General features: G+C 72.7%; 16 protein-coding genes. 6 read left to right on the top strand and 10 right to left on the bottom strand.

All coding sequences use genetic code 11. The annotated features are described in order from the left end of the window. Positions 1 to 90 precede the first annotated feature (90 nt). Complete coding sequence (locus Aiant_RS02860; protein ID WP_212846926.1) at positions 91 to 1731, top strand: alpha/beta hydrolase domain-containing protein; 1641 nt, start codon at positions 91 to 93, stop codon at positions 1729 to 1731. A 98-nt stretch (positions 1732 to 1829) separates the two neighbouring features. Here Aiant_RS02860 and Aiant_RS02855 read toward each other — a convergent pair whose 3' ends face one another. From Aiant_RS02855 to Aiant_RS02845, 3 genes are read right to left on the bottom strand one after another with little or no spacing between them, the layout of a single operon-like run. Beyond that, positions 1830 to 3272, bottom strand: a complete 1443-nt coding sequence (locus Aiant_RS02855) for a dolichyl-phosphate-mannose--protein mannosyltransferase (protein ID WP_189330804.1) — start codon at positions 3270 to 3272, stop codon at positions 1830 to 1832. Positions 3273 to 3289: 17 nt separating this feature from the next. Next, positions 3290 to 6286, bottom strand: coding sequence for an NACHT domain-containing protein (locus tag Aiant_RS02850; RefSeq protein WP_189330803.1), 2997 nt, complete (start codon positions 6284 to 6286; stop codon positions 3290 to 3292). A 51-nt stretch (positions 6287 to 6337) separates the two neighbouring features. Further along, positions 6338 to 7867 carry a UxaA family hydrolase gene (locus tag Aiant_RS02845; RefSeq protein ID WP_189330802.1) on the bottom strand — a complete coding sequence of 510 codons (1530 nt, stop codon included), beginning with the start codon at positions 7865 to 7867 and terminating at the stop codon, positions 6338 to 6340. A 271-nt stretch (positions 7868 to 8138) separates the two neighbouring features. Here Aiant_RS02845 and Aiant_RS02840 point away from each other — a divergent pair, with 271 nt between their 5' ends. Then, entirely contained in the window at positions 8139 to 8684 is a 546-nt protein-coding gene (locus Aiant_RS02840; protein WP_189330801.1) for a hypothetical protein, read from the top strand. Positions 8685 to 8709: 25 nt separating this feature from the next. Here the strand turns inward: Aiant_RS02840 and Aiant_RS02835 are convergent, their stop codons facing one another. After that, positions 8710 to 9534: an NAD(P)H-binding protein gene (locus Aiant_RS02835; protein ID WP_189330800.1), complete on the bottom strand. Its 825-nt coding sequence runs from the start codon at positions 9532 to 9534 to the stop codon at positions 8710 to 8712. Between the two features lie 139 nt (positions 9535 to 9673). After that, positions 9674 to 10285 carry a hypothetical protein gene (locus tag Aiant_RS02830; protein ID WP_189330799.1) on the bottom strand — a complete coding sequence of 204 codons (612 nt, stop codon included), beginning with the start codon at positions 10283 to 10285 and terminating at the stop codon, positions 9674 to 9676. 144 nt (positions 10286 to 10429) lie between these two features. On the opposite strand from Aiant_RS02830, the gene acpA reads away from it, so the two are divergent. Continuing rightward, positions 10430 to 12052 carry an acid phosphatase gene (gene acpA / locus Aiant_RS02825; protein WP_189330798.1) on the top strand — a complete coding sequence of 541 codons (1623 nt, stop codon included), beginning with the start codon at positions 10430 to 10432 and terminating at the stop codon, positions 12050 to 12052. 115 nt (positions 12053 to 12167) lie between these two features. Here acpA and Aiant_RS02820 read toward each other — a convergent pair whose 3' ends face one another. Beyond that, positions 12168 to 12860, bottom strand: coding sequence for a hypothetical protein (locus Aiant_RS02820; RefSeq protein WP_189330797.1), 693 nt, complete (start codon positions 12858 to 12860; stop codon positions 12168 to 12170). 190 nt (positions 12861 to 13050) lie between these two features. On the opposite strand from Aiant_RS02820, the gene Aiant_RS02815 reads away from it, so the two are divergent. From Aiant_RS02815 to Aiant_RS02805, 3 genes are all read left to right on the top strand, one after another. Continuing rightward, positions 13051 to 13230, top strand: a complete 180-nt coding sequence (locus Aiant_RS02815; protein WP_189330796.1) for an antitoxin — start codon at positions 13051 to 13053, stop codon at positions 13228 to 13230. Positions 13231 to 13287: 57 nt separating this feature from the next. Then, positions 13288 to 13869 (top strand): alpha/beta hydrolase, encoded by a 582-nt coding sequence (locus Aiant_RS02810; RefSeq protein WP_189330795.1) that lies wholly within the window; start codon positions 13288 to 13290, stop codon positions 13867 to 13869. An 86-nt stretch (positions 13870 to 13955) separates the two neighbouring features. Further along, a complete protein-coding gene (locus Aiant_RS02805) occupies positions 13956 to 14408 on the top strand; it encodes an SRPBCC family protein (RefSeq protein WP_189330794.1) in 453 nt (150 codons plus the stop codon). Here the strand turns inward: Aiant_RS02805 and Aiant_RS02800 are convergent. The 4 genes from Aiant_RS02800 to Aiant_RS02785 all read right to left on the bottom strand — a co-directional run bounded on the left by Aiant_RS02800 (position 14371) and on the right by Aiant_RS02785 (position 20533). Beyond that, positions 14371 to 15123, bottom strand: coding sequence for a DUF6807 domain-containing protein (locus Aiant_RS02800; RefSeq protein ID WP_189330793.1), 753 nt, complete (start codon positions 15121 to 15123; stop codon positions 14371 to 14373). The genes Aiant_RS02805 and Aiant_RS02800 overlap by 38 nt on opposite strands. 126 nt (positions 15124 to 15249) lie before the next feature. Then, positions 15250 to 15555, bottom strand: coding sequence for an STAS domain-containing protein (locus Aiant_RS02795; RefSeq protein WP_189330792.1), 306 nt, complete (start codon positions 15553 to 15555; stop codon positions 15250 to 15252). Continuing rightward, positions 15552 to 19541 (bottom strand): SpoIIE family protein phosphatase, encoded by a 3990-nt coding sequence (locus tag Aiant_RS02790; RefSeq protein ID WP_189330791.1) that lies wholly within the window; start codon positions 19539 to 19541, stop codon positions 15552 to 15554. Before Aiant_RS02790 ends, Aiant_RS02795 begins: the two co-directional genes overlap by 4 nt. Beyond that, positions 19538 to 20533 (bottom strand): LacI family DNA-binding transcriptional regulator, encoded by a 996-nt coding sequence (locus tag Aiant_RS02785; RefSeq protein WP_189330790.1) that lies wholly within the window; start codon positions 20531 to 20533, stop codon positions 19538 to 19540. Before Aiant_RS02785 ends, Aiant_RS02790 begins: the two co-directional genes overlap by 4 nt. Between the last annotated feature and the right edge of the window lie 30 nt (positions 20534 to 20563).

Raw genomic sequence — 20563 nt, 5'->3', positions numbered from 1 at the left:
GTCGTCACCCTAATCCCGCATCGGTACCACCACACCTCTTCAGGGATTCCATCGACAGCGGTGATTTCGCCGATGCGGCGCGGGAGGGGCGTGGCGAGACTGGCGGAATCCGCCACCCGGCTGTCCTCGCGGACGGTCGACCCGGCCCGGGCCCGGCGGACGTCCCCGACCGAGGAGGTAGCGATGACCACCCCGTCGTCCGTCCCGCACCGGCCCCGCCGCCGGCTTCAGCTGATCGCCGCGATGGCCGTCGCGGCCGTCGCGCTGAGCACCGGCCCGGTGCCCGGCGCCGCCGTAGCGGCGGCCGCGCCCGCCCTGGTCCCCAGCCCGGCGATCACCGTCCCGCCGGCCGGCACGCACGGCTTCCCGTTCCTGGCCGAAGCGGAGAACCTGGCCGCGGCCGGGTACACCGAGTCCGAGTACTTCCTCTCCGGCGTCGCGTCCTCGTACGTCGGGCTCGGTGTCCTCGGCCCGAGCGGGCGCTGGCCGGTCGCGGTGGCCGGGCGGGCCGCGTACAGGACCAGGATGCTGGTGCGCCGACCCGCCGATCCGGCCCGGTTCAACGGCACCGTGGTGGTGGAGTGGCTCAACGTCAGCGGCCAGGTGGACCTCTCGCCGGACTACTGGTTCGCCCACGACGAGCTGCTGCGCGCCGGGTACGCCTGGGTCGGCGTGTCCGCGCAGAAGGTCGGCGTGGACGGCGGGATCGGCGACCTGCCCGGGCTGCGTCAGTGGGACCCGGCTCGGTACGCGACACTGAGCCACCCCGGCGACCAGTTCTCGTACGACATCTTCTCCCAGGCGGGGCAGGCCCTTCGTACGCCCGACGGGCCGAACCCACTGGCCGGCCTCGACATACGCACGGTCCTTGCCGACGGGGAGTCGCAGTCGGCGCTGCGCATGACGACGTACGTCAACGCGGTGCACCCGGTCGCCCAGGTGTACGACGGTTTCCTCATCCACAGCAACAGCGCCCTGGCCGCCCCGATCGACGCGCGGGGGCTGGGCATGCCGCCGGCCGTCCGGATCCGTACCGACCTCCAGCAGCCCACGTTCGTCGTGCTCACCGAAACCGACGTGGTCGGCCACGCGCCGGCCCGCCAGCCGGACACCGCGACCGTGCACACCTGGGAACTGGCCGGCACCGCCCACGGCGACCAGTGGGCGCTCGACCTGGGCGATCCGACGCTGCGCCGGTCGCTGGGCAGCCAGACGCCGGCGCCCGACTGCCCGGCCGGCTCGGCCCCGCCCAACGACGGGCCGGGGCACTACGGCGTCGCCGCCGCGCTGGCGCACCTGACCACCTGGGCGCAGGGTGGCCAGGCGCCCCCGGCGGCCTCGCCGGTCACCGTCCTCGGCGGCGTGGTGATCCGGGACGCGACGACCGGGCTGGCCCGTGGTGGCCTGCGGCTGCCCGACGTGACAGTGCCGACCCGGACGCTGAGCGGCCTGCGGGCGATCGGCGGCGGACCGTTCTGCGGACTGTACGGAGCGCACGACCCGTGGAACGCCGACGCTGACGGGTGGGACCGCCATGACGCCGGCGACCCGTCCGACCCGGTCGCGCCGGTCAGCCCCGAGCCGGACCTGACCGCGCTGTATCCCACGCACGCGCGCTATGTCGCGGCAGTGCGAGCGGCGGCCGACGCCGCGGTGGCCGCCGGCTACCTGCTGCCGCCGGACGCGGCGCAGATCGTCGCCACCGCGCAGGCGTCCCCGATCGGCGGCTGACTGCCGCCCGGCTCCCGTGCCGCGAGCGCGGGAGGGCCCCGGCGCGCACGGGAACGCGCGTGCCGGGGTCGTACCGAAAACCGGTCTTGATCGCCGGATCAGACCCAGCGGGTGCCCAGCCACATGCGGGCCCACCAGCTGTCGTAGGGGATCACGGCGTCGACGAAGATCGGGTAGAAGTAGGCGAAACAGAGCGCCACCGCGACGACGTAGACCGCGGCGACGGCGATGCCGGTGGACCGGAAGCGGGCGATCACGGCGCCGAGGACGTAGACGACGGCGAGGATCAGGAACGGCAGCGCCGGCAGGACGTAGAACGAGAACATCGTCCGGCCGTCGCGAACCGCGTAGTAGAACCACGGGAGCAGGCCGGCCATCGCACTCGCGAAGATCGCGTAGGCGCGCCAGTCGCGGTGCGCGATGCCGAGCCAGACCAGGGCGCCCAGGGCCGGCAGGAACGACCACCAGAGGATCGGGGTGCCGAGCAGCAGGATCTCCTGGGCGCACTTCGGGGCGCCGCAGCCGCCCGGGGTGGCGAAGTCGAACGGGACCGGCCGGCCCAGCAGCAGCCACTGCCACGGCCAGGACTGGTAGCGGTGCGGCTTGGTCAGTCCGCTGTGGAAGCGGTACGCCTCGGAGTGGTAGTGCCAGAGGTTGAGCAGCGCGCCCAGGACCGGCGGTTCGCTCATCCCGTTGTCGGCCCGCCAATGGCGGTAGAAGCCGGTGCCGGTGACCAACCAGCCGGTCCAGGTGGCCAGGTAGAAGACGGCGGCCAGGGCGAAACTGGTCAGGCCCCAGCCGAGGTCGCCGAGGATCGTGACGCGGACCCCGGCGGAGCGGCGAGCCTTCACCCGCCAGACGATGATCAGCACGGCGAACACCGGCAGGAAGAACAGGGCGCTCCACTTGACCGCACAGGCCAGGCCGAAGAGGACGCCCGCGACGAACAGCCACCACGGCACGATCACCCGGTTGGTCCCGGTCTCCAGCGCGCGCAGCAGGCCCCGCCGGTAGTGATCGCGGTCGAGGACCATCGCCGCGAACGTGGCCAGCACGAACAGCCCGAGGAAGATGTCCAGCAGCGACGTCCGGGACAGCACCAGCTGGAACCCGTCGAGGGTCATCAGCAGCCCGGCCAGGCCGGCCAGCACGATCGAGTGGAACAGGCGGTAGGCGACCCGGATCAGGATGAGGATCATCAGGGTGCCGGCGATCGCGGCCGGCAGGCGCCAGCCCAGCGAGGAGTTGCCGACCGCCTTCTCGCCCAGCGCGATCAGCCATTTGCCCAGCGGCGGATGCACGACGTACCCCGGGCCGTTGGTCTTCTCGTCCCACTCGACGCCGTGCTGGAGCATGTCCCACGCGTCGGTCGGGTAGTAGATCTCGTCAAAGATCAACTTCTGGGGGTACGTGATGCCGCTCAGTCGCAGGATCGCGGCGATCGTCACGATCACCCCGGTGACCAGCCACGAATACGGGTCGAGCCGGGTGTCCAGGCTCGTCAACCGCCGCCGCACGATATCGGGAACCGCCGTGATCATCCGGCGATCCTAGGCGGTCAGAGCCCGTCGAACATCTCGCGCCGGCGGCCCTCCCGGCGTCGCGGGCCGCGGGGCCGCGGTCCGTTCGCCGAGACCAGCGTCTGCCGGCCCAGCCGCTCGTCAAGAAACAGCAGCGCGGCGGCGGCCTCGACGCGGACCTCGTCGCCGAGGTAATCGGCCAGGACGAGCTCGCGGAGCGTCGGACCAGCCGAGGTGTCGCCGAGGCGGACCAGCATGTCGGCCGCGGCCGTCCGGCAGGTGGTCGGCTGCTCCCGGTCGGCGGCGATGGTCCGGATCGTCTCGACGGCCTCGGCCGGATTGACCTTCGCCAACTGCCACGCCTTGTCGAGCTGCTGCGAGACGGTCTCCGCCGGGTTGCCGCCGGGCTCGCGGGCCACCGCCCGGACCGAGGGGGGCCGCGCCCGGGCGCGGTGCTCGTCGAGGCGGCGTTGCGCCTGCTTCCGGTCGGCCTGCCCGAGTCCCCGGTCGGTGGACATCTGTTCCAGCGCCAGGAACGCGAGGGAATCCTGCAACCGTTCGAGCGCCTCGATCGCGTCGAACCGGTCGATCGGCCGGGCGGTCCGGTCCAGGGCGATCCGGTGCAGCACCTGGATGGCGTCCTCGTCGCCGTAAACGGACAGCGCCTGGGCGGCGATGCGCCGCTCGCTCGTCGAGGCCCGTTCGTCGTGCAGGTTCTGCCGGTGCACCGCCATCGTCAGCTGGGCGTCGCCGGTGTCCAGCGCGGCGGCGGCCTGCGCGCGCTCCGTCGGGGTCAGCGCGCTGGTGTGCAGCATCTCTTCGAGGGCTTCGCGGACGCCAGGCTCGCCGAGCGAGACCAGGGCGGCCTCGAAACGGGCGTGCAGGGTGGTCCCGTGCAGGGCGCAGGCCGCCATCACCTCGCGGACGTTGGCCGGCGCCGGGGCGCTGACCGGCAGCGCCCGCGGGCGGGGAAGCCTGCGCAGCAGGAAGGCGGCGAACTCCGGGTCGAGCTTCTCCACCCGGCCGATCAGGTAGGCGCGGGCGTCCATCGAATGCAGCGCCTCGACGCTGAGCTCCCGGATCACCCGGCGATGCAGCAGCGGCTCCCGGTCGAAGAGCGCGGCGGCCAGCTTGCAGCGCAGCGCGAGCGGCTCCGCCCGGTCGTCGAGCAACTCCTCCAGGCGGCGGCGCAGCCAGGGCCGCGCCGTCGCGATGCCCAGCAGGACGGTCAGGCAGTCGGCGCTGGTCTCGTGGTCGTCCCTGGTCCGGGCGATCAAGGCCGTGGCGACCGCCTTCTCCACCTCGGGGCGTACGGCCATGCCGTCGGCGAGGATGCGTCCCGCCCCGACCGGGTCGGCGGCGACCCCGGTCAGCAGCCGGGTCACCACCCCGGAGACGTCGGGGGCCCGGCGTGCCAGGCAGAACAGCGCGAAGCTGCGGCGGGTCGGGTCGGCGAAGTCGAGCCGCCACCGGGCCTCGTCGAAGGCCCCGACGGCCGGGTCGGCGGCCAGGTACTCCGCGACGCTGCGGTGGATGAAGGCGATCTCCTGCCCCTGCGGGACGATCAGCGAGGTGGCGATCAGCCGCTGGCGCAGCGTGGTCAGCCGGTCGAGCCGCGTCGTGCCGGACACCAGGGCGCGGGGGCAGAACGCCTCCGTCCGCGCGGCGGCTCGCGCGAGCGGGTTGAGGTTCTCGGCGGAGAGCGTGGCGGTGGCGCACTCGACCAGCAACTCGTCGATGTGCCCCTCGACCCGGGTGGCGAACGCGGTCAGCTCCGGTGTGGCCGTGACCGGCGGGACACCGGACGAGACCCGGTCGAGCGGGGTGGCCCGGGCCCGGCGCAGCACCCGGACGAAACCGCGGTACAGGTCGGTCCGGTCGGTGGGCAGGTCCGCCCCGCGATCGTTCTGATAGATCGTCGCGGCCATGGTGGCCATCAACGGGTTCCGCGCCAGCCCGCCGATCCCGGCCGCCTCGATCCGGCCCAGGAACCGGGACGCCTCCGCCGCGATCTCGGCGGGCGACGCCCCGGCCGGCGCCTGGTGGGTGAACCAGGCCGTGGCGAACAGGGCCAGCCCCTCGGTGTCGAACTCCTCCAGCTGGAAGTGCCGGGCGCCCGCGTCGAACAGGAGCGGCAGCTCGCCCGGTGGCAACGAGCGTGAGGTGATGAGGAAGCGCACCCAGCGCGGGCGGGACGTCACCTCGTGGGTCAGCCGCCGCAGCACCCGGGCCCGGTCGGACGAGTCGACGATCTCGTCGACGCCGTCGACGCAGAGCAGCCAGGCGGATCCGGGGAAGGGCGCCCGGCTGAGCAGCCCGGTCACGCCCAGCGCCTCCTCCAGCGTGGCGGTGACCAGCGCGGTCGCCGGGATCCGCAGGGCCACCACACCGTCGAACGGCGGCCGGACCCGGATCCGCCAGCGTGGCGCGGTGAGCCACCAGGCCGTCGTGGCCGCGACCAGCCGTGCGGCCAGGGTGGACTTGCCGCCGCCCGGGCCGGCGGTCAGGACGACGTGCCGATGCCGGTCGATCATGGCTTCGGCGCGGATCGGCGGCTCACCCGCCTCCAGGGCACCGCGGACCAGTTGGCGCACGTAGGCGTGGAGCGGGTCGGCCGCGGTGCCGATCAGGTCGTACATCTGGTCACGCGCGGCGGCCAACTGCGCGGTGAGCAGCGTGCGCAGCTCGTCCGAGGCGGCCGGCGCGCGGAACCAGCGGACCAGCCCGGTGAGCAGCAGGAGCAGCGCGATCAGGCCGAGCGCGGCGCCGAGAACCGGCGGGTAGAACGAAGGCACCTCGAGGCGCCGGGCCACGGCCGGACCCGCCCAGGACACGGCAACCGCCAGCGACGCGGGGAGCAGCACCGCCGCCGGCAGTGACCGGAATCGGGCACGCCGCGGCGCGGTCGCGGGCGACTCCCGGTGCTGCCGCGCCGCCAGAAGGGTGATCACCAGCGAGGTGACGCCGGTCAGGGCGCCGACGATCGAGCCGAACTTGTCGGCGACATTCAGCCATTCGGCGTCCGCAAGCGACACGCCGAAATTCTACGGTTCACGCCGCGCCCGCGGCCGCTCCCGATCGAGCGATCAGGTCACCGCGCCCAGTTGCCAGGGGACGAACTCGTCGCGGCCCAGGTCCAGGTCCTCGCTGGCGGTGACTGTGCCGGAGGCGACCGCCAGGATGGTCTCGAAGATGGCCGCGCCGGCCGCCTCGATCGTGGTGGCGCCGGTGACGATGCCGCCGGTGTCCAGGTCCATGTCGTCGCGCATCCGCTCGAAGATCTCCGAGTTCGTGGCGATCTTGATGACCGGGGCGGGCTTGCCGCCGAGGACCGAGCCGCGGCCGGTGGTGAAGCAGACGACGGTGGCGCCGCCGGCGACCAGCCCGGTGACCGAGACCGGGTCGTAGCCGGGAGTGTCCATGAAGGTGAAGCCGGGCTCGGTGACCTGCTCGGCGTACTCGTAAACCGCCGTCAGCGGCGCGGAACCGCCCTTGGCGACCGCGCCCAGGGATTTCTCCAGGATCGTGGTGAGGCCGCCGGCCTTGTTACCGGGCGACGGGTTGTTGTCCAGCGTGCCGCCGCCGGCCTCCACGTACTTGTGCCACCAGGCGATCCGGTCGAGCAGCCGCTGCCCGACCTCGCGGCTGACCGCGCGCCGGGTGAGCAGGTGCTCCGCGCCGAACACCTCGGGCGTCTCGGCCAGCACGGTCGTCGCGCCCTGGGCGACGAGCAGGTCGGAGGCGTGGCCGAGGGCCGGGTTGGCGGTGATCCCGGAGTATCCGTCGGAGCCGCCGCAGTTGAGCCCGAGCACCAGTTTCGCGGCGGGAACGGTCTGGCGGCGGCGCTCGTCGAGCCGGTCCAGCATGGCGCGGACCACGTCGGACCCGGCTCGGACGGTGGCCCGGATGCCGCCGGTCTCCTGGATGGTCATCCGCTCGATCAGCGTGTCGGCCGGCGCGTTCAGGTCGTCGAGCAGCGTCTGCACGCCGAGCATCTCGCAGCCCAGTCCGAGAACGATCAGTCCGCCGATGTTCGGGTGGCCGGCGTAGCCACGCAGCGTCCGGCGCAGGATCTGCCCGCCCTCGCTGGCCGGGACCATGCCGCAGCCGGAGTCGTGGGCGAGCGCGACGACACCGTCCACGTTCGGCCAGGCGTCCATGATCGGGCCGCGGAACTGGTCGGCGATCATCCGGGCGGTTGAGGCGGAGCAGTTCACCGAGGTCACGATGCCGACGTAGTTGCGGGTGCCGACCGTGCCGTTCGCTCGCGGGAAGCCCTCGAAGGTCCGCGTCTCGGCGGCCGGCGCGATGCCGGCCGCGGCGGTCCCGAACTCGTAGTCGTGCTCGACGGCATCCATCCCGAGGTTGTGCGCGTGCACCTGCTCGCCGGCCCGGACCGCTGTCGTCGCCCGCCCGATGACCTGCCCGTACTTGTGGATCTGCGCCCCCTCGGCCAGATCCCGCAGGGCGATCTTGTGCCCGCGCGGCACCGCGGTCCGGACCGTCAGGTCGCCGCCGTCGTGCCGCAGCACGAGTCCCTCGGTCAGATCGCGGGTGGCAACGGCGACGTCGTCTCCCCGGCGCAGCAGCAGGGCGACTTCGGCAAGGTCGGGCATGGGCGCCTTCCCGCTCTCGGTGAAAATTTGTGGAAACGTTTGCATCGACATCCTGACATGCCTGCCGCGCCGCGTCGAGATGCCCGACCGGCCGGAGAGGTACGTCGCCGGCGCCGCCGGCGATCAGGCCCGGCCGCGGCTCAAGCTCGCCGGTAATCGGCAAGCGTCTTCCCGGCTCACCTGCTCGACCCGGTCAGCCGGTACTCCTGAGTGGAATCGACGCCTATCATCTCGGCTGTCGATGATCGCCGTCGCCGGGGGAAACAGCCGAGTGAGCGCTCCGAAGTGGATCCGGGTCTATGCCGGTCCGGTCCTGGTCAGCCTCGTGCTGGTCGGGGCCGTCGCCGGCGCGGTCTACCTGCCGTCGGACAAGGACGCGGCGAAAGCGGACGGCTGCCGTGCCGACCCCGCCGCGATCCGGGCCATCCGCGCCGAGCAGATCCTCACCCAGAACCCACGGCTGACCCGGATGGACGAGGCGGTCGAGGGGCTCACCTGCGGGTCGCCGAGCTCCTTCGGGTCGGTCAGCCGGCGGCTCACCAAGCCGCCGACCGACACCGGCTCCGGTGCCGAGGTCGCGCGGTATTACGCCCAGCTCGCCCAGCGGTCCGGGTGGAAGCCGTTCGAGTACAGCAACTATCTGTACTCGGCCACCAAGGAGACCGGCGGCTGCCCCTGGTGGTTCCTGCTGCGCGCCGAGGGGGACGCCTACCAGCTGCGGGTCATGTACCAGCCGGCCGGTGTCCCGGCAAGCGACTGCGCGTGGGCGGTGGACGAGCCGATCTTCCTCCAGGCCACGATCCCGATCGGCAAGTGAGGCCCGATCGGCAGGTGAGTGCGAGTCAGGTGAGGTCGGCGCGGTGGTCGCGGGCCCAGTCGGTCAGCGTGCGGGCCGCGTGCCCGGTGAGGTCGGCGACGCCGGGGCGGACCCGGTCCGGCTCGGCGACCGTGTCCGACCAGTAGTCCAGCAGCATGTCGACGATGTCGTCGGGCACGTGGAGCTGCCGCATGTCGGAGCGGAACTCGTCCGGGGTGATCTCGATCAGCCTGATCTCGCGGCCGATCCCGGCGGCGATCGCGGCCACCTGCTCGGCCCGGGTCAGCGACTGCGGGCCGGTCAGCGGGTAGGTCGCGCCGCGGTGACCGTCCGAGGTCAGGATCGCGGCCGCGACCTCGCCGACGTCGGCCTCGTGGATCGGCGCCTGCGCGGAGTTGACGTAGGGCGCCCGGATCGGCGCGCCGGACCGGATCGGCCAGGCCCAGGACAGCAGAATGTTCGCGAACGTGCCGGGCCGCACGATGGTCCACTCGCCGGTGCGCGTGGTCACCGACTCCTCGATCGCGCGGTGGTGGGTGTAACTCGCCGACCCGAGGTCGCGGGCGAACTCGCCGGCCGCGGCCAGCGACGAGAGCACGACGAATTTCTGTACGCCCGCGGCGACGGCCGCCGTGACCAGGTCGTCGACCCCGTGCGGCAGCGGGAAGACGAACATCCGGTCCACGTCGTCGAACAGGTCACCGTCCGGGCCGACCACCTCGACCCCCATGGGAAGGCCGGTGTCCTGCGGTTTGCGGCTGGTCGCCCGCACCCGCTCGCCGGCCGCCACGAGCGCGGTGACCACGTGCCGCCCGACTGCCCCGGTTGCACCGGTTACCAGAATCGTCATGGCTCGACGGTAACGGCCGTCGCGGCCGGCTTCTGTCCGCAAATCGGCACCTGACATGACGAAACGGCCGCCGGCTGACGCCGGCGGCCGTTCGCTTCACGTCGGGCGGAGCCCGCGCCCTAGGACTGACCGATCCCGGTCAGGACTGCTCGACCAGCATCGGCGCCGGGGCGACCCGGGCCCACTCCGTGGTGGCGCGGTGCGCGACCCGGAAGATGTCCGACTCGGTCACCCCGTGCCCGAACGAGTGCTCGTGCGCGTGCGCCTCGGCGGTCATCACCAGCCGGATCAGGTCGGCCACCGAGCCGGGGTGCTCCCGGCACAGCCGGGCCGCGATCGCCAGCTGCCGGTCACTGACCTTGGCCAGGTACTCCGGCATGCCGGCCCGCCACGCCGGCGGGTGCACCAGGTAGCCGGCCGGCAGGTTGCCCGGCCCGCCCAGCACGTCGAGAACGCGGATCGGGTCCACCTTGGGCTCCGGAGCGTTCATCCCGGTGTAGAACAGCCCGGCGACGGCCAGCGCCACCACCACGATGACGGCCATGCCGGGATTGCCGCTGCCCACCCCGATGATCACTCCGAGGATCAGCAGCACCAGCCCGCCCCCGAAGAACGCGGTCATGCTGCCGCTCTCCGAGTTCCGCCGGTACGCCTGCTCGATGCACTTGTGGATCAGGCCGTTGAGCACCGCGTCCTGGGGTCGCCAGCCGTCGGCGCGCGCCGGCACGCCCCGTGGTGCGTCCTGCGCCATGTCGTCTCCTTCCGTGGACTGCCGCGAAGATCGGCACCCGGCGGTCCCGGTTGAGGTTTCCGGCCTGCCCGGGTCGCCTCAATCGATGCTGGGTGCCACGAGCGACAGGTCCGGCGCACCGGGGCGCGGGGTTAGGTTGCGGTAATGAGGCGTGTCGATGTGTTGCTCGGTGGGATCCTGCTGGTTCTGGCGACGGCGGTCGCGCCGGCGCAGGCTCATCCCCGGCATCCCGGTCCGCTCGGGCCGTTCACCCAGTTCGTGGTGATCTACCAGGAGAATCACAGCTTCGACAACCTGTACGCCGGGTGGGGACGGGTCGGCCGGCAGTGGGTCGACGGGCGCGGCGGGCCCGGGTACGCCGGCCGCAGCGCGCAGGTGCGGCAGGACCACACCCGGTATCGCTGCCTCGACCAGAACGATCCCAGCCTGACCACGCCGCCGCTCGACGCGGCCTGCGGCGCCGACACCGCGAGCAACGGCTTCAGTTACACCAGCCACTTCCCGAACCGGCCGTTCGCGATCAACGACTACATCACCCCGGAGAGCCTCACCTGCCCGGGTGGCACGCCCGGCGGCTGCACCCGGGACCTGGTGCACCGGTTCTACCAGGAGCAGTACCAGCTGGACGGCGGCCGGATGGACCGGTACAGCACGGGGAGCGACGCGGCGGGCCTGACCCAGGGCTACTACGACACCCGCCAGCTGCCGATCTACGAGTACCTGCACGCCGCCGGCGCGCCGCACTACGTGATCGCGGACCGGTTCTTCCAGGCGGCGTTCGGTGGCTCGTTCCTCAACCATCAGTACCTGGTGGCCGCGCAGGCGCCGCCGTGGCCGGGCGCGCCGGCGAGCGCGCACTCGGTGCTCGACGCGGAGGGCTTCCCGAACCCCAATCTCACCGGGGCGTACCCGCTGCACGGCAGTGACCCGGCGCTCAACGACGGGCCGGTCACCCAGGCATGCCCGGGACGGCCCGGCTTCGCCTGCGGCGACTACGCGGTCAACACCGTGCAGCCGGCGAACCCGCCGAGCGCCGGCGGGGCGAACACGCTGCCGTTGATCAACAACGTCGACCCGGCCGCGCCGGACTACCGGCGGACGATCGGCGACGAGCTGTCCGCCAGGAACGTGCCGTGGGCGTGGTACGCCGGTGGCTGGGACGACGCGGCGGCCGGGCATCCCGGGCCGCTGTTCCAGTACCACCACCAGCCGCTGAACTACTTCGCCCGGTACGCGCCCGGTTACGTCGACCCGCGCACCGGCGAGCACCCCCGCGACCACCTGCGCGACGAGACCGCGTTCTTCGCCGCGGCCCGGCAGGGCACGCTGCCCGCGGTCAGCTTCGTCAAGCCGTACGGCGCGGAGAACGAGCATCCCGGGTACGCCAGCACCGACAACGGCGAGCGGCACCTGGTCGACCTGATCACCGCGGTGCAGCACGGTCCGCAGGCCGCCAGCACCCTGATCCTGGTGACCTACGACGAGTTCGGCGGCCAGTGGGACCACGTGGTCCCGCCCGGCCAGGGGCGGCACGCCACCGCCGGGCCGTCCGACGAGTACGGGCCGGGCACCCGCATCCCGGCGCTGCTGATCTCCGGGTCGCTGCGGGAGTCCGGGGTGGACCACACGTCGTACGACACCACGTCGATCCTGCGGACCATCGAGCGGCAGTACGGTCTGGCGCCGCTGGACACGCGGTACGGCCGGGACGCGCGGGTCAACGACCTGGGTCCGGCGCTGCGGGTCGGCGGGGTCCGGCGGGGGTGACGCGACCGGCTCAGCCCGGCGCGGCCTCGCGGTCCGGCGCCGGGACCGCCGGGCGTCGAGCCACGGGACGGGGCTGCTGCGGGTGTGGTGGCACGAGAGCGTACACAATGGGGAATTAGGCCAGGAGGCACTCGCGCATCTGCTTGCCCGGGTTCCACTGGCCGACGATGCGGCTGACCGCCGGGTCGAGGACGTTGACGCTCTTGTTGCTGCGCATCTGGGTGCGGGCCGGGGCGGGGAGCGGCGGCGGGTCGGACATCTCGTTGCGGACGGCGGTCGCGGCGGTGATCAGGTTGACCGCGAGGGTGGCGCCGTCGACGTCGACGAGGATGCGGCCGTACTCCCAGCCGGCGAGGGTGAGGTCGAGGATCTCGAACATGTGCGTGAGCAGCGGGACCGGCGCGGTGACCAGGATCGTGTCGGCCGGCTGGGCGCCGATGGCCTGGACCGCGGCGGCGACCTGCACATATGGGTGCAGGCCGTGCGGCGTGGTGAACAGCGGTGACCTGAGGCGCTTGCCGGCCGACTCCCAGAGCGGCCGGTAGTTGCGCCGGTCGGCGGGCATCCCGAGGGCGGCGCTCTGGTGCGCCACGTTCGCATAGGCGCCGTCAGCGAATTCTCGCAACACGGTCGCGGCGACGGCCACACCATCGATGCCGGTGAGCAGGGAGGCGGCCTGGCCGGCCTGCGCGGCGAGCTTGCCGGGGGCGTGGGGGCCGAACCGTTGCCGGAGCTCGGCCAGCAACTCCTGTTGCCGGATCGGATCCTGTTCGATCCGTTTCTTGCCGAGCCCTCGGAACCAGCGCATGTCGCCTCGTTTCCACACCGCGTTGCCGAACCGCCGCAAACTCTAGAGGGCGGCGGGGCACGTCTTTCTGTCACCCTTCTTATTGCGTACGCCATGTGCGGCGCGTCCGGGCGCCGCCACGCGGCGTGGCGGTTTGGGTCTGCCCCGATGGGGCATACCTGCCGGTCAGAGCGTCGAGGGGATTTCGATCATGAGTTTCTTGGACAAGGCGAAAGACTTCATCGACAAGCACGACAAGCAGGTCGACCAGGCGCTGGAGAAGGCCGGCGAGCAGATCGACGATCGCACCGGCGGAAAATACAGCCAGCACATCGCCAAGGCCGTGGACGAGGCCCAGCGCCGCACCGGTGACGGCGACACCCGGCCCTGAGCCCGTGTCCGGAATGCCCGTCCCGAGCTGGGCGGGCATTCCGCCTATGATCGCGGCGTGGATCCGGTCGCGATACTGATTCCCGGCCTCGCGTACTCCGCGGAGCGGCCGCTTCTGCACTTCGCCGGCGCGGTGTTCGCGAGTCGCGGCTGGCAGATCCGGCCGGTGAGCTGGTCCGAGCCGCCACCGCGCCGGGCCGGCCGGTACTTCGCGGAGTGGTTCACCGAGCAGCGGTCCTTCGTCCGTACCCAGCTGACTCCGATCCTGGACAGCGTGACGGCGTCCCGGGTCGCGCTGGCCGGCAAGTCGATGGGCGCTTTCGCGGCCGCCCTGGCCGCGGAGCGGGAGTTGCCCGCGGTCTGGCTGACCCCGGTGCTGAACGATTCGCCGCTGGTCGATGATTTGCGCGCCGCGACGGCGCCGTTTCTGCTCGTCGGCAGCGATGCGGACCCGGCCTGGGACGCGGCTGCGGCGCGCGGGTTCGGGCAGCCGGTGTGCGAGGTGCTGGGCGCCGATCACAGCCTGGAGTTCGCGGGCGATCCGGTGCGGTCGGTGGCGGCGCTGCGGACGGTGACCGTGGCGATCGACGCCTTCGTGCGGGACCTGCCGGGGATCGGCCAGGGTGTGGCCCGGGGGTGACCAGGGACCGGCACGGGCTCGAAGCGGGGTGGACGGCGGGCAGTCTCGTGGGTGCCAGTGAGAGAGCCCGACCCGAGGAGCCGGACATGTCCACCATCCACTTCACCGAGACCAGCACCGCGACCCCCGAGCAACTGCTCGCCGGGATCACCGACTTCGGGCCCGGGCGGCAGGAGCTCTTCGCGAACAGCGCGGACGCCAACCTGCGGGTGCACGGGTCCGGCCCGGGCTGGGCCGACGTCACCGAGGGCGCGGGCGGCGTCTGGGAGCGGCTGCGTTACGACTGGTCCGACCCGCGCCGCATCGTGATGACCACCACCGACTCGAACCTGTGGGGTGGCGCGTCGGGGCACACCTACACGCTGACGCCGCAGCCGGACGGCACGACCCGGCTGGACGCGGTGGTGGTGCGTGACGGCAAGAACTTCCGGGGGAAGGTGACCGGGCTGCTGCTCGGCACGGTCGCGAAGGCCGCGCTGGGCAAGGCGCTGCACAACACGGTCAGGGCCATCGAGGCGCGCAACGCTGTCGCGCGGTAGGCGCCCGGTGATGGGCGGCCGCGGGCCGGGTGGCGCCGGGTGAGTGCGGGCGCCGGCGGGGTGTGCGCTCACCCGGGCAGACCACGGCGCGGGCCGGCGCCGGGCCGGCCAGGGCGGCGCGGCCCAGGGCGGCCAGGGGTGCGACGGGGCGGCCGGGTGGGGCGATGACCAGCGCGTACCGGAAAGCGGCCGTGCGATGCGCGCCCAGCAGGGCGCCGGACGGCGCCGGGCTCAGCCCGGCCGACCAGTGCGGGGGATGCGCCAGGTTGGCGCTGTCGTCGACGACGACCACCGTGGCGGCGGGCAGGTGGGCGGCCCGCCACTCGGCGCGGGCCGCGGGTGGGGCGGTGATCCCCGGCAGCAGCAGCGACGGGCCGGTCAGGGGGAGTGGGCGGCCGGTGACGTCGGTGACCGTGTTCTCGAACAGCAGCAGCCAGGCGTCGCCGGCCGGGACGGTGGTCAGCGAGCGCCACTCGTCGACGGCCGGCCAGCGCAGGTGGTGCGCGATGGTGGCCGCGTCCGGGGTGGCGGACAGCTCGGTGAGCGCCAGGTGAGTGGCGCTCCCGGGCTCGGTGAGCGGCGGCAGCCAGGTGATCGGGGTGGGCAACGAGCCGCCGGTCAGGCCTGGTCGCGGGGCGCCGTAGGAGTAGACGAAGAGCGGTCCGTCGCCGGTCGAGACGGTGATCGAGCGGCTGGCGGTGAGGGCCGCGCGCATCCGGCCTCCTCTGGGCTCGAACATATTGTGACGTGTTCGCTCACGAACAGGCAGAGTCAACCCGTGCCGGGCGGCAGACGTCAAGCCGAGCGGCGCTAACGGGTGGATAACAGTGGCAAACGAACATTAACTAACATTGGTGCGGACCGTGGTGAGGTCGGCGAGACCGGAAACGGTCAGCAGGGGCGCCAGCAGCGGCCCGGTGACCACCTCGACGTGGTCGGCATGGTGGAACAGGGTGGCCAGGCCGGCACTGTCCAGGTATTCCACCGCGGTCAGATCCACCACCAGCGGTCCGCCGTCCACCGGCACCGCCGCGCCGATCGCCGCGGCGAACGTCTCCGCGTTGCTCATGTCGATCTCCCCGACCGCCGTGAGCATCGGCGTACCGAGGGCGTCCTGTCCCGTGGTCAGCGTGAGCGGCGTGGTCATGAGGCGATCCTCGTCTGCATGTCGATGATGGTCCCGGCGGTGCCGGTCGTGATGGTGACCTCACCCATGAAAGCCCGCATCAGCATGATGCCGCGTCCGCGGTGCGGGTTGTCGCCCGGCTGCGGGTGCCGCCAGCGGCCGCTGTCCGTCACGATCAGCCGTAACCTGTCCGCGGTCGCCGCGGCCCGCAGCCGGATCAGCCCGCCGGTCAGGTCGCGGTGCCCGTGCTCGATCGCGTTCGCGCACGCCTCGCCGGCCGCGACCAGCACGTTCTGCGCGGTCACCGGGTCCACCGCGCAGCGTTCCAGCCAGCCGCGCAGGGCGGTGCGGATCGGCGCGAGCCGGGACGACTCGGCCGGGAACTCGAGCTCCAGCGGCCCGGGCTGGCGGTAGAGCAGCAGTGCCACGTCGTCGTCGTAGCCGCCGGTCGGGGCGAGCCGTTCCATCACCTCGGTGGCCAGGTCGTCGATCGGCGTGCGGCGGCCCAGCTGGACCGCCGCGGCCGCCTGGTCGATGCCGACGGTCAGCGGCTGGCGGCGGCGCTCGATCAGGCCGTCGGTGTAGAGCAGCAGGGTGGCACGGGCGGGCAGGTGGTACTCCGCCTCCTCGCGCGACTGATCCGGGCGGATCGCGAGCGGCCGGGAGCGGCCCTGGTCGAGCAGGTGCACGGTGCCGTCGGCGAGCGCCACGATGGGCGGTGGGTGCCCGGCCGCCGAGTACCGCAGGTGCCCGCCGGCCGGGTCGAGCACGCCGCAGAACACGGTGGCGCAGCTGGCCCCGGGCAGCAGGGCGGCGAAACGGTCCAGCGCGGTCAGGGTCTGCGCCGGGCTGGCGTTCTGCAGCAGCAGGGCACGGCAGGCGGAACGCAGCTGGCCCATCACGGTGGCCGCCTGGAGGCCGTGCCCGACGCAGTCGCCGACCACGAGACCGATCCGGCCGTCCGGGAGGGGGATGGTGTCGTACCAGTCGCCGCCGACCTTGAGCGGGCGGGTGGCCGGCTCGTAGCGGACCGCGAACCCGGCGGGCAGCTGGGCCGGGCCGAGAATGGCGCGTTGCAGGGCCAGGGCGGTCTCCCGCTGCTGGTCGATCCGGTGCGCCCGGCGCAGGCCCTGGGCGAGGTGCCCGGCGAGCAGGGCGAGCAGCGTCTGGTCCTGCTCGGTGAACGGGCGGTGGCTCGGCCCGACCCAGACGACCATGGTGCCAAACGGATGTTCCAGGGTGATCCCGCTGCCGTCCGGGGTGAGCAGCGGCTTGTCCCTGAGGGCGAGCAGCCGGTCCTGCGGCAGGTCGTCCCAGCGCAGGCCGGGGTCGGTGCTGATCAGGGTGGGCGGGTCGCCGTCGAAGACCGCGGCGACCACGTAGGACGCCTGCCACAGGCCGCGCAGCTCGTCGAGCGCACCGGCCACCGCGTCGCCCAGGTGGTCCGCCTCGGACAGTCGCATGCTCAGCGCCGCCAGCGCCGACTCCCGCTGGATGGCGTAGTGCTCGTCGGTCACGTCCCGGAACGTCCCGACGATCACCCGCCGGCCGCTCTCCGGATCCCGCACGTGGTTGAACGCGGCCGCCACCCACAGCTGGTGACCGTCGCGATGGCGTACCGGGATGGTGTAGTCGCCGTGGCGGTGCTGCACGAGCAGGTCGAACGCCGCCGAGACCTGGGCGTACGCCTCGGCGTCGGTCGACGGGTCGGGCCACCACGGGTGGACCGGGGCGTACGGAAGTCCCTCCGGACCGAAGCCGATCATGTCGGTGAACGCGGTGTTGATCTCGATGACCGCCCCGTCCTCGTCGCAGACGAAGAACGCCTCCTGCAACGAGTCGACCAGCGCGGTCCGCCACCGGGCATGGTGGTTGCGCAGCCGGGCCAGCTCCACGTTGGCGCGCACCCGGGCCAGCAGCTCGGCCGCCGAGAACGGTTTGAACAGGTAGTCGTCGGCGCCGGCCTCCAGCCCCTCGATCGACGCCTCCTCACCGGCCCGGGCGGAGAGCAGCAGCACCGGGACCCCGGCCGTACGGCTGTCCGCGCGCAGCGCCGTGACCAGCTCGAGGCCGGTCATCCGGGGCATCATCACGTCGCTGATCACCAGGTCGGGGGCGTCGGCGCGGATCGCGTCGAGCGCTTCCCGGCCGTCGCCGGCGGTGGTGACCCGGTGCCCCGCCGAACGCAGCAGCCGGCCCAGGTAATCGCGCATGTCGGCGTTGTCGTCGGCCACCAGGACGTCGACCCCGGTGCCGCTCGGGACCGGCGCCTCGACGACCGGATCACCCGGCAGCCAGCGGTTCGCCTCCTGCAGGAACGGCTCGGCGGTGGCCGAGACCGCGGCCGCGGTCACCACCGTGCCGGACCCGAACGGCAGCCGGATCGTGAACGTGGTGCCCCGCCCCGGCGCGCTCTCCGCGGTGATCGTGCCGTCGTGCAGCCCGACCAGTTCCTTGACCAGCGCCAGCCCGATGCCGCTGCCCTCGTGGGAGCGGGACCGGGCGCTGTCGATGCGATGGAAGCGCTCGAACAGCCGGGGCATCTCCTCCGGCGCCACCCCGATGCCGGTGTCGGCGACGACGACCTCGGCCCGGTGGTCGGCGGTGGCCCGCACGGTGACCCGGATCGAGCCGTCGAAGGTGAACTTCAGCGCGTTGCTGAGCAGGTTGAGGACGACCTTCTCCCACATCCCCCGGTCGACCGGGACCGGCTCGGGCAGCGGCGGGCAGTCCACCTCGAAGGTCAGCCCGGCCCGCTCGATCGCCGAGCGGAAGACGCTGGCCAGCTCGGCGGTGGTGGCGGACAGGTCGACCGCCTCGAAGTGGGCCTGCATCCGGCCGGCTTCCAGGCGGGAGAAGTCGAGCAGCGCGTTGACCAGCTTGCCGAGCCGCAGCCCGTTGCGGTGCATCACGTCCAGCTCGTCGAGGATCTGCTGGTCGGCGCCGTCGAGCCGGGACCGCAGCTCGTCCAGCGGGCCCATGATCAGGGTGAGCGGGGTGCGGAACTCGTGGCTGATGTTGGAGAAGAAGGTGGTCTTCGCCCGGTCCAGCTCGGCCAGTTCCTCGGCCCGCCGCTGCTGCGCCTGGTAACTGCGGGCGGCGGAGATCCCGGCGGCCAGGTGCCCGGCGGCCAGCTCGACGAAGCCGCGGTACGCGTCGTCGGCCGGCCGGTAACGGTTGAGGGCGGCCACGAAGAAGCCGTACGGCTCGTCGCCCTGCCGCAGCAACGGCACCAGCAGCGCCTCCCGGGGCGGGTCCGGCCAGGCCCCGGCGGGCAGGTCCGGATCGTCGAGGGTGACCAGCCCGGCCCGCGGCGCGGCGGTGAGCACGCCGAGCGCGGCCGGGTGGTCCGCGGCGATGCCGGACGACGAGCGCAGCCGGGGCCGACCGGTCTCGTCGTACAGGTAGGTCAGCGTGAACGGCAGGTCGCGCAGGTTGCGTTCCAGCTGCTGGTTGGCGAAGTCGAGGATCTCCTGCTCGGTGCGGATCACGCTCGGGTCCGACCCGAGGTCGCGCAGCGTCGCCATCCGCCGCTCGGCGATCACCCGGTCGGTGTCCTCGCTGACCACGCAGAGGAAGCCGGCCAGCACGCCGTCGTCGTCGCGCAGCGGGCTGTAGGAGAAGGTGTGGTAGCTCTCCTCCGGGTAGCCGGAGCGCTCCAGGAACAGCAGCAGGCTGTCGTCCCAGGTGGCCTGGCCGGTGTCGAGCACGTTCTGGATGCGCGGCCCGATGTCGCCCCAGATCTCCGCCCACACCTCACTGGCCGGGCGGCCGAGCGCCCACGGATACTTGCGGCCCAGCGTGTCGCGGCGATAGGCGGCGTTGCAGAAGAAGGTCAGCTGGGGACCCCAGGCCATCCACATCGGGAACCGTGACGACAGCAGGATGCTGACCGCGGTCTGCAAGCTCTGCGGCCACTGCTCCGGCGGCCCGACCGGGGTGCGCGCCCAGTCGACCGCCGCGAGGTCCTGCCCGACTTCGGGATCGGCGGCGAAGACGTCGCTCACCTGTGTTGTCTCCCCCTGCCCGTGGTGCCGCGGACGACCAATCGTGGGGGCACCACGATATCCCGCCCGATGACCGTCCTGTCCTCGATCCGGTCCACCGCACGGGTGACCGCGTCCGTCGTCATCCGCTCGATGTCCTGCGCGACGGTGGTCAGGTCGATGTGACCGAGCCGGCTGACGCTGCTGTCGTCGTAACCGACCACGCTCAGATCCTCCGGCACCCGCACGCCGTGTCCGCGCACCACGTCGAGCAGCCCGGTGGCGCTCAGGTCGTTGAACACGGTGACCGCCGTCGGCAGATCGTCGAGCAGGGCCGCCGCGGCGCGCGCGCCGTCCTGTTCACCGGGTCCGCCCGGGATGATTTTTCGGTACGCCATGAGCCCGTGCCTCCCCATGGCCTCCTCATACCCCCGCCGTCGCTCGGCCGAACCGGCCAGCGTGCCGCCGTCCACATGGGCGATCCGGGTGTGCCCGAGCCCGACCAGATGATCGACGGCCTGCCCGGAGCCGAGCGCGTCGTCGGTGCGCACCACGTCCACGTCCCGCCGCCGGACCGCCCGCATCATCGCCACCACCGGCCGGCTCCGCGCCAGCGCAGCCAGCTCGGCGGCCGGCAGTTCCGGGCTGAACAGCACCAGCGCCTCGCACCGGTCCTGGAGCAGCTCGCCGATCGCGGTCCGCTCCGCGCGGCGGGGTGTCACCGCGCTCAGCGTCAGCTGATATCCGGCCCGTCCGGCCGCGTCGTAGAGCCCGGTCAGCACGTCGACGTGGAACGGGTGCCGGACGTCGAACATCACCCCGAGCAGCTGACTGCGGCCGCTGCGCAGCAGCCGGGCCCGGGTGTCCGGCCGGTAGTCGAGCCGGCGGGCCACGTCGAGCACCCGCTCGCGGGTGGCCGCGCCGGCCCCGGGCGCGCCGCGCATCACGATCGACGCCAGGGCGACCGAGACACCGGCCTCGGCTGCCACGTCGGCGAGGGTGGGCCTGCGCATCCGCCGATCCTAGCGATGTGATGCCTGAAA

Origin of the sequence: Actinoplanes ianthinogenes, from assembly GCF_018324205.1 — a bacterium.
GTDB classification, from domain to species: domain Bacteria; phylum Actinomycetota; class Actinomycetes; order Mycobacteriales; family Micromonosporaceae; genus Actinoplanes; species Actinoplanes ianthinogenes.
This window is presented reverse-complemented; position numbering and strand designations above follow the sequence as displayed.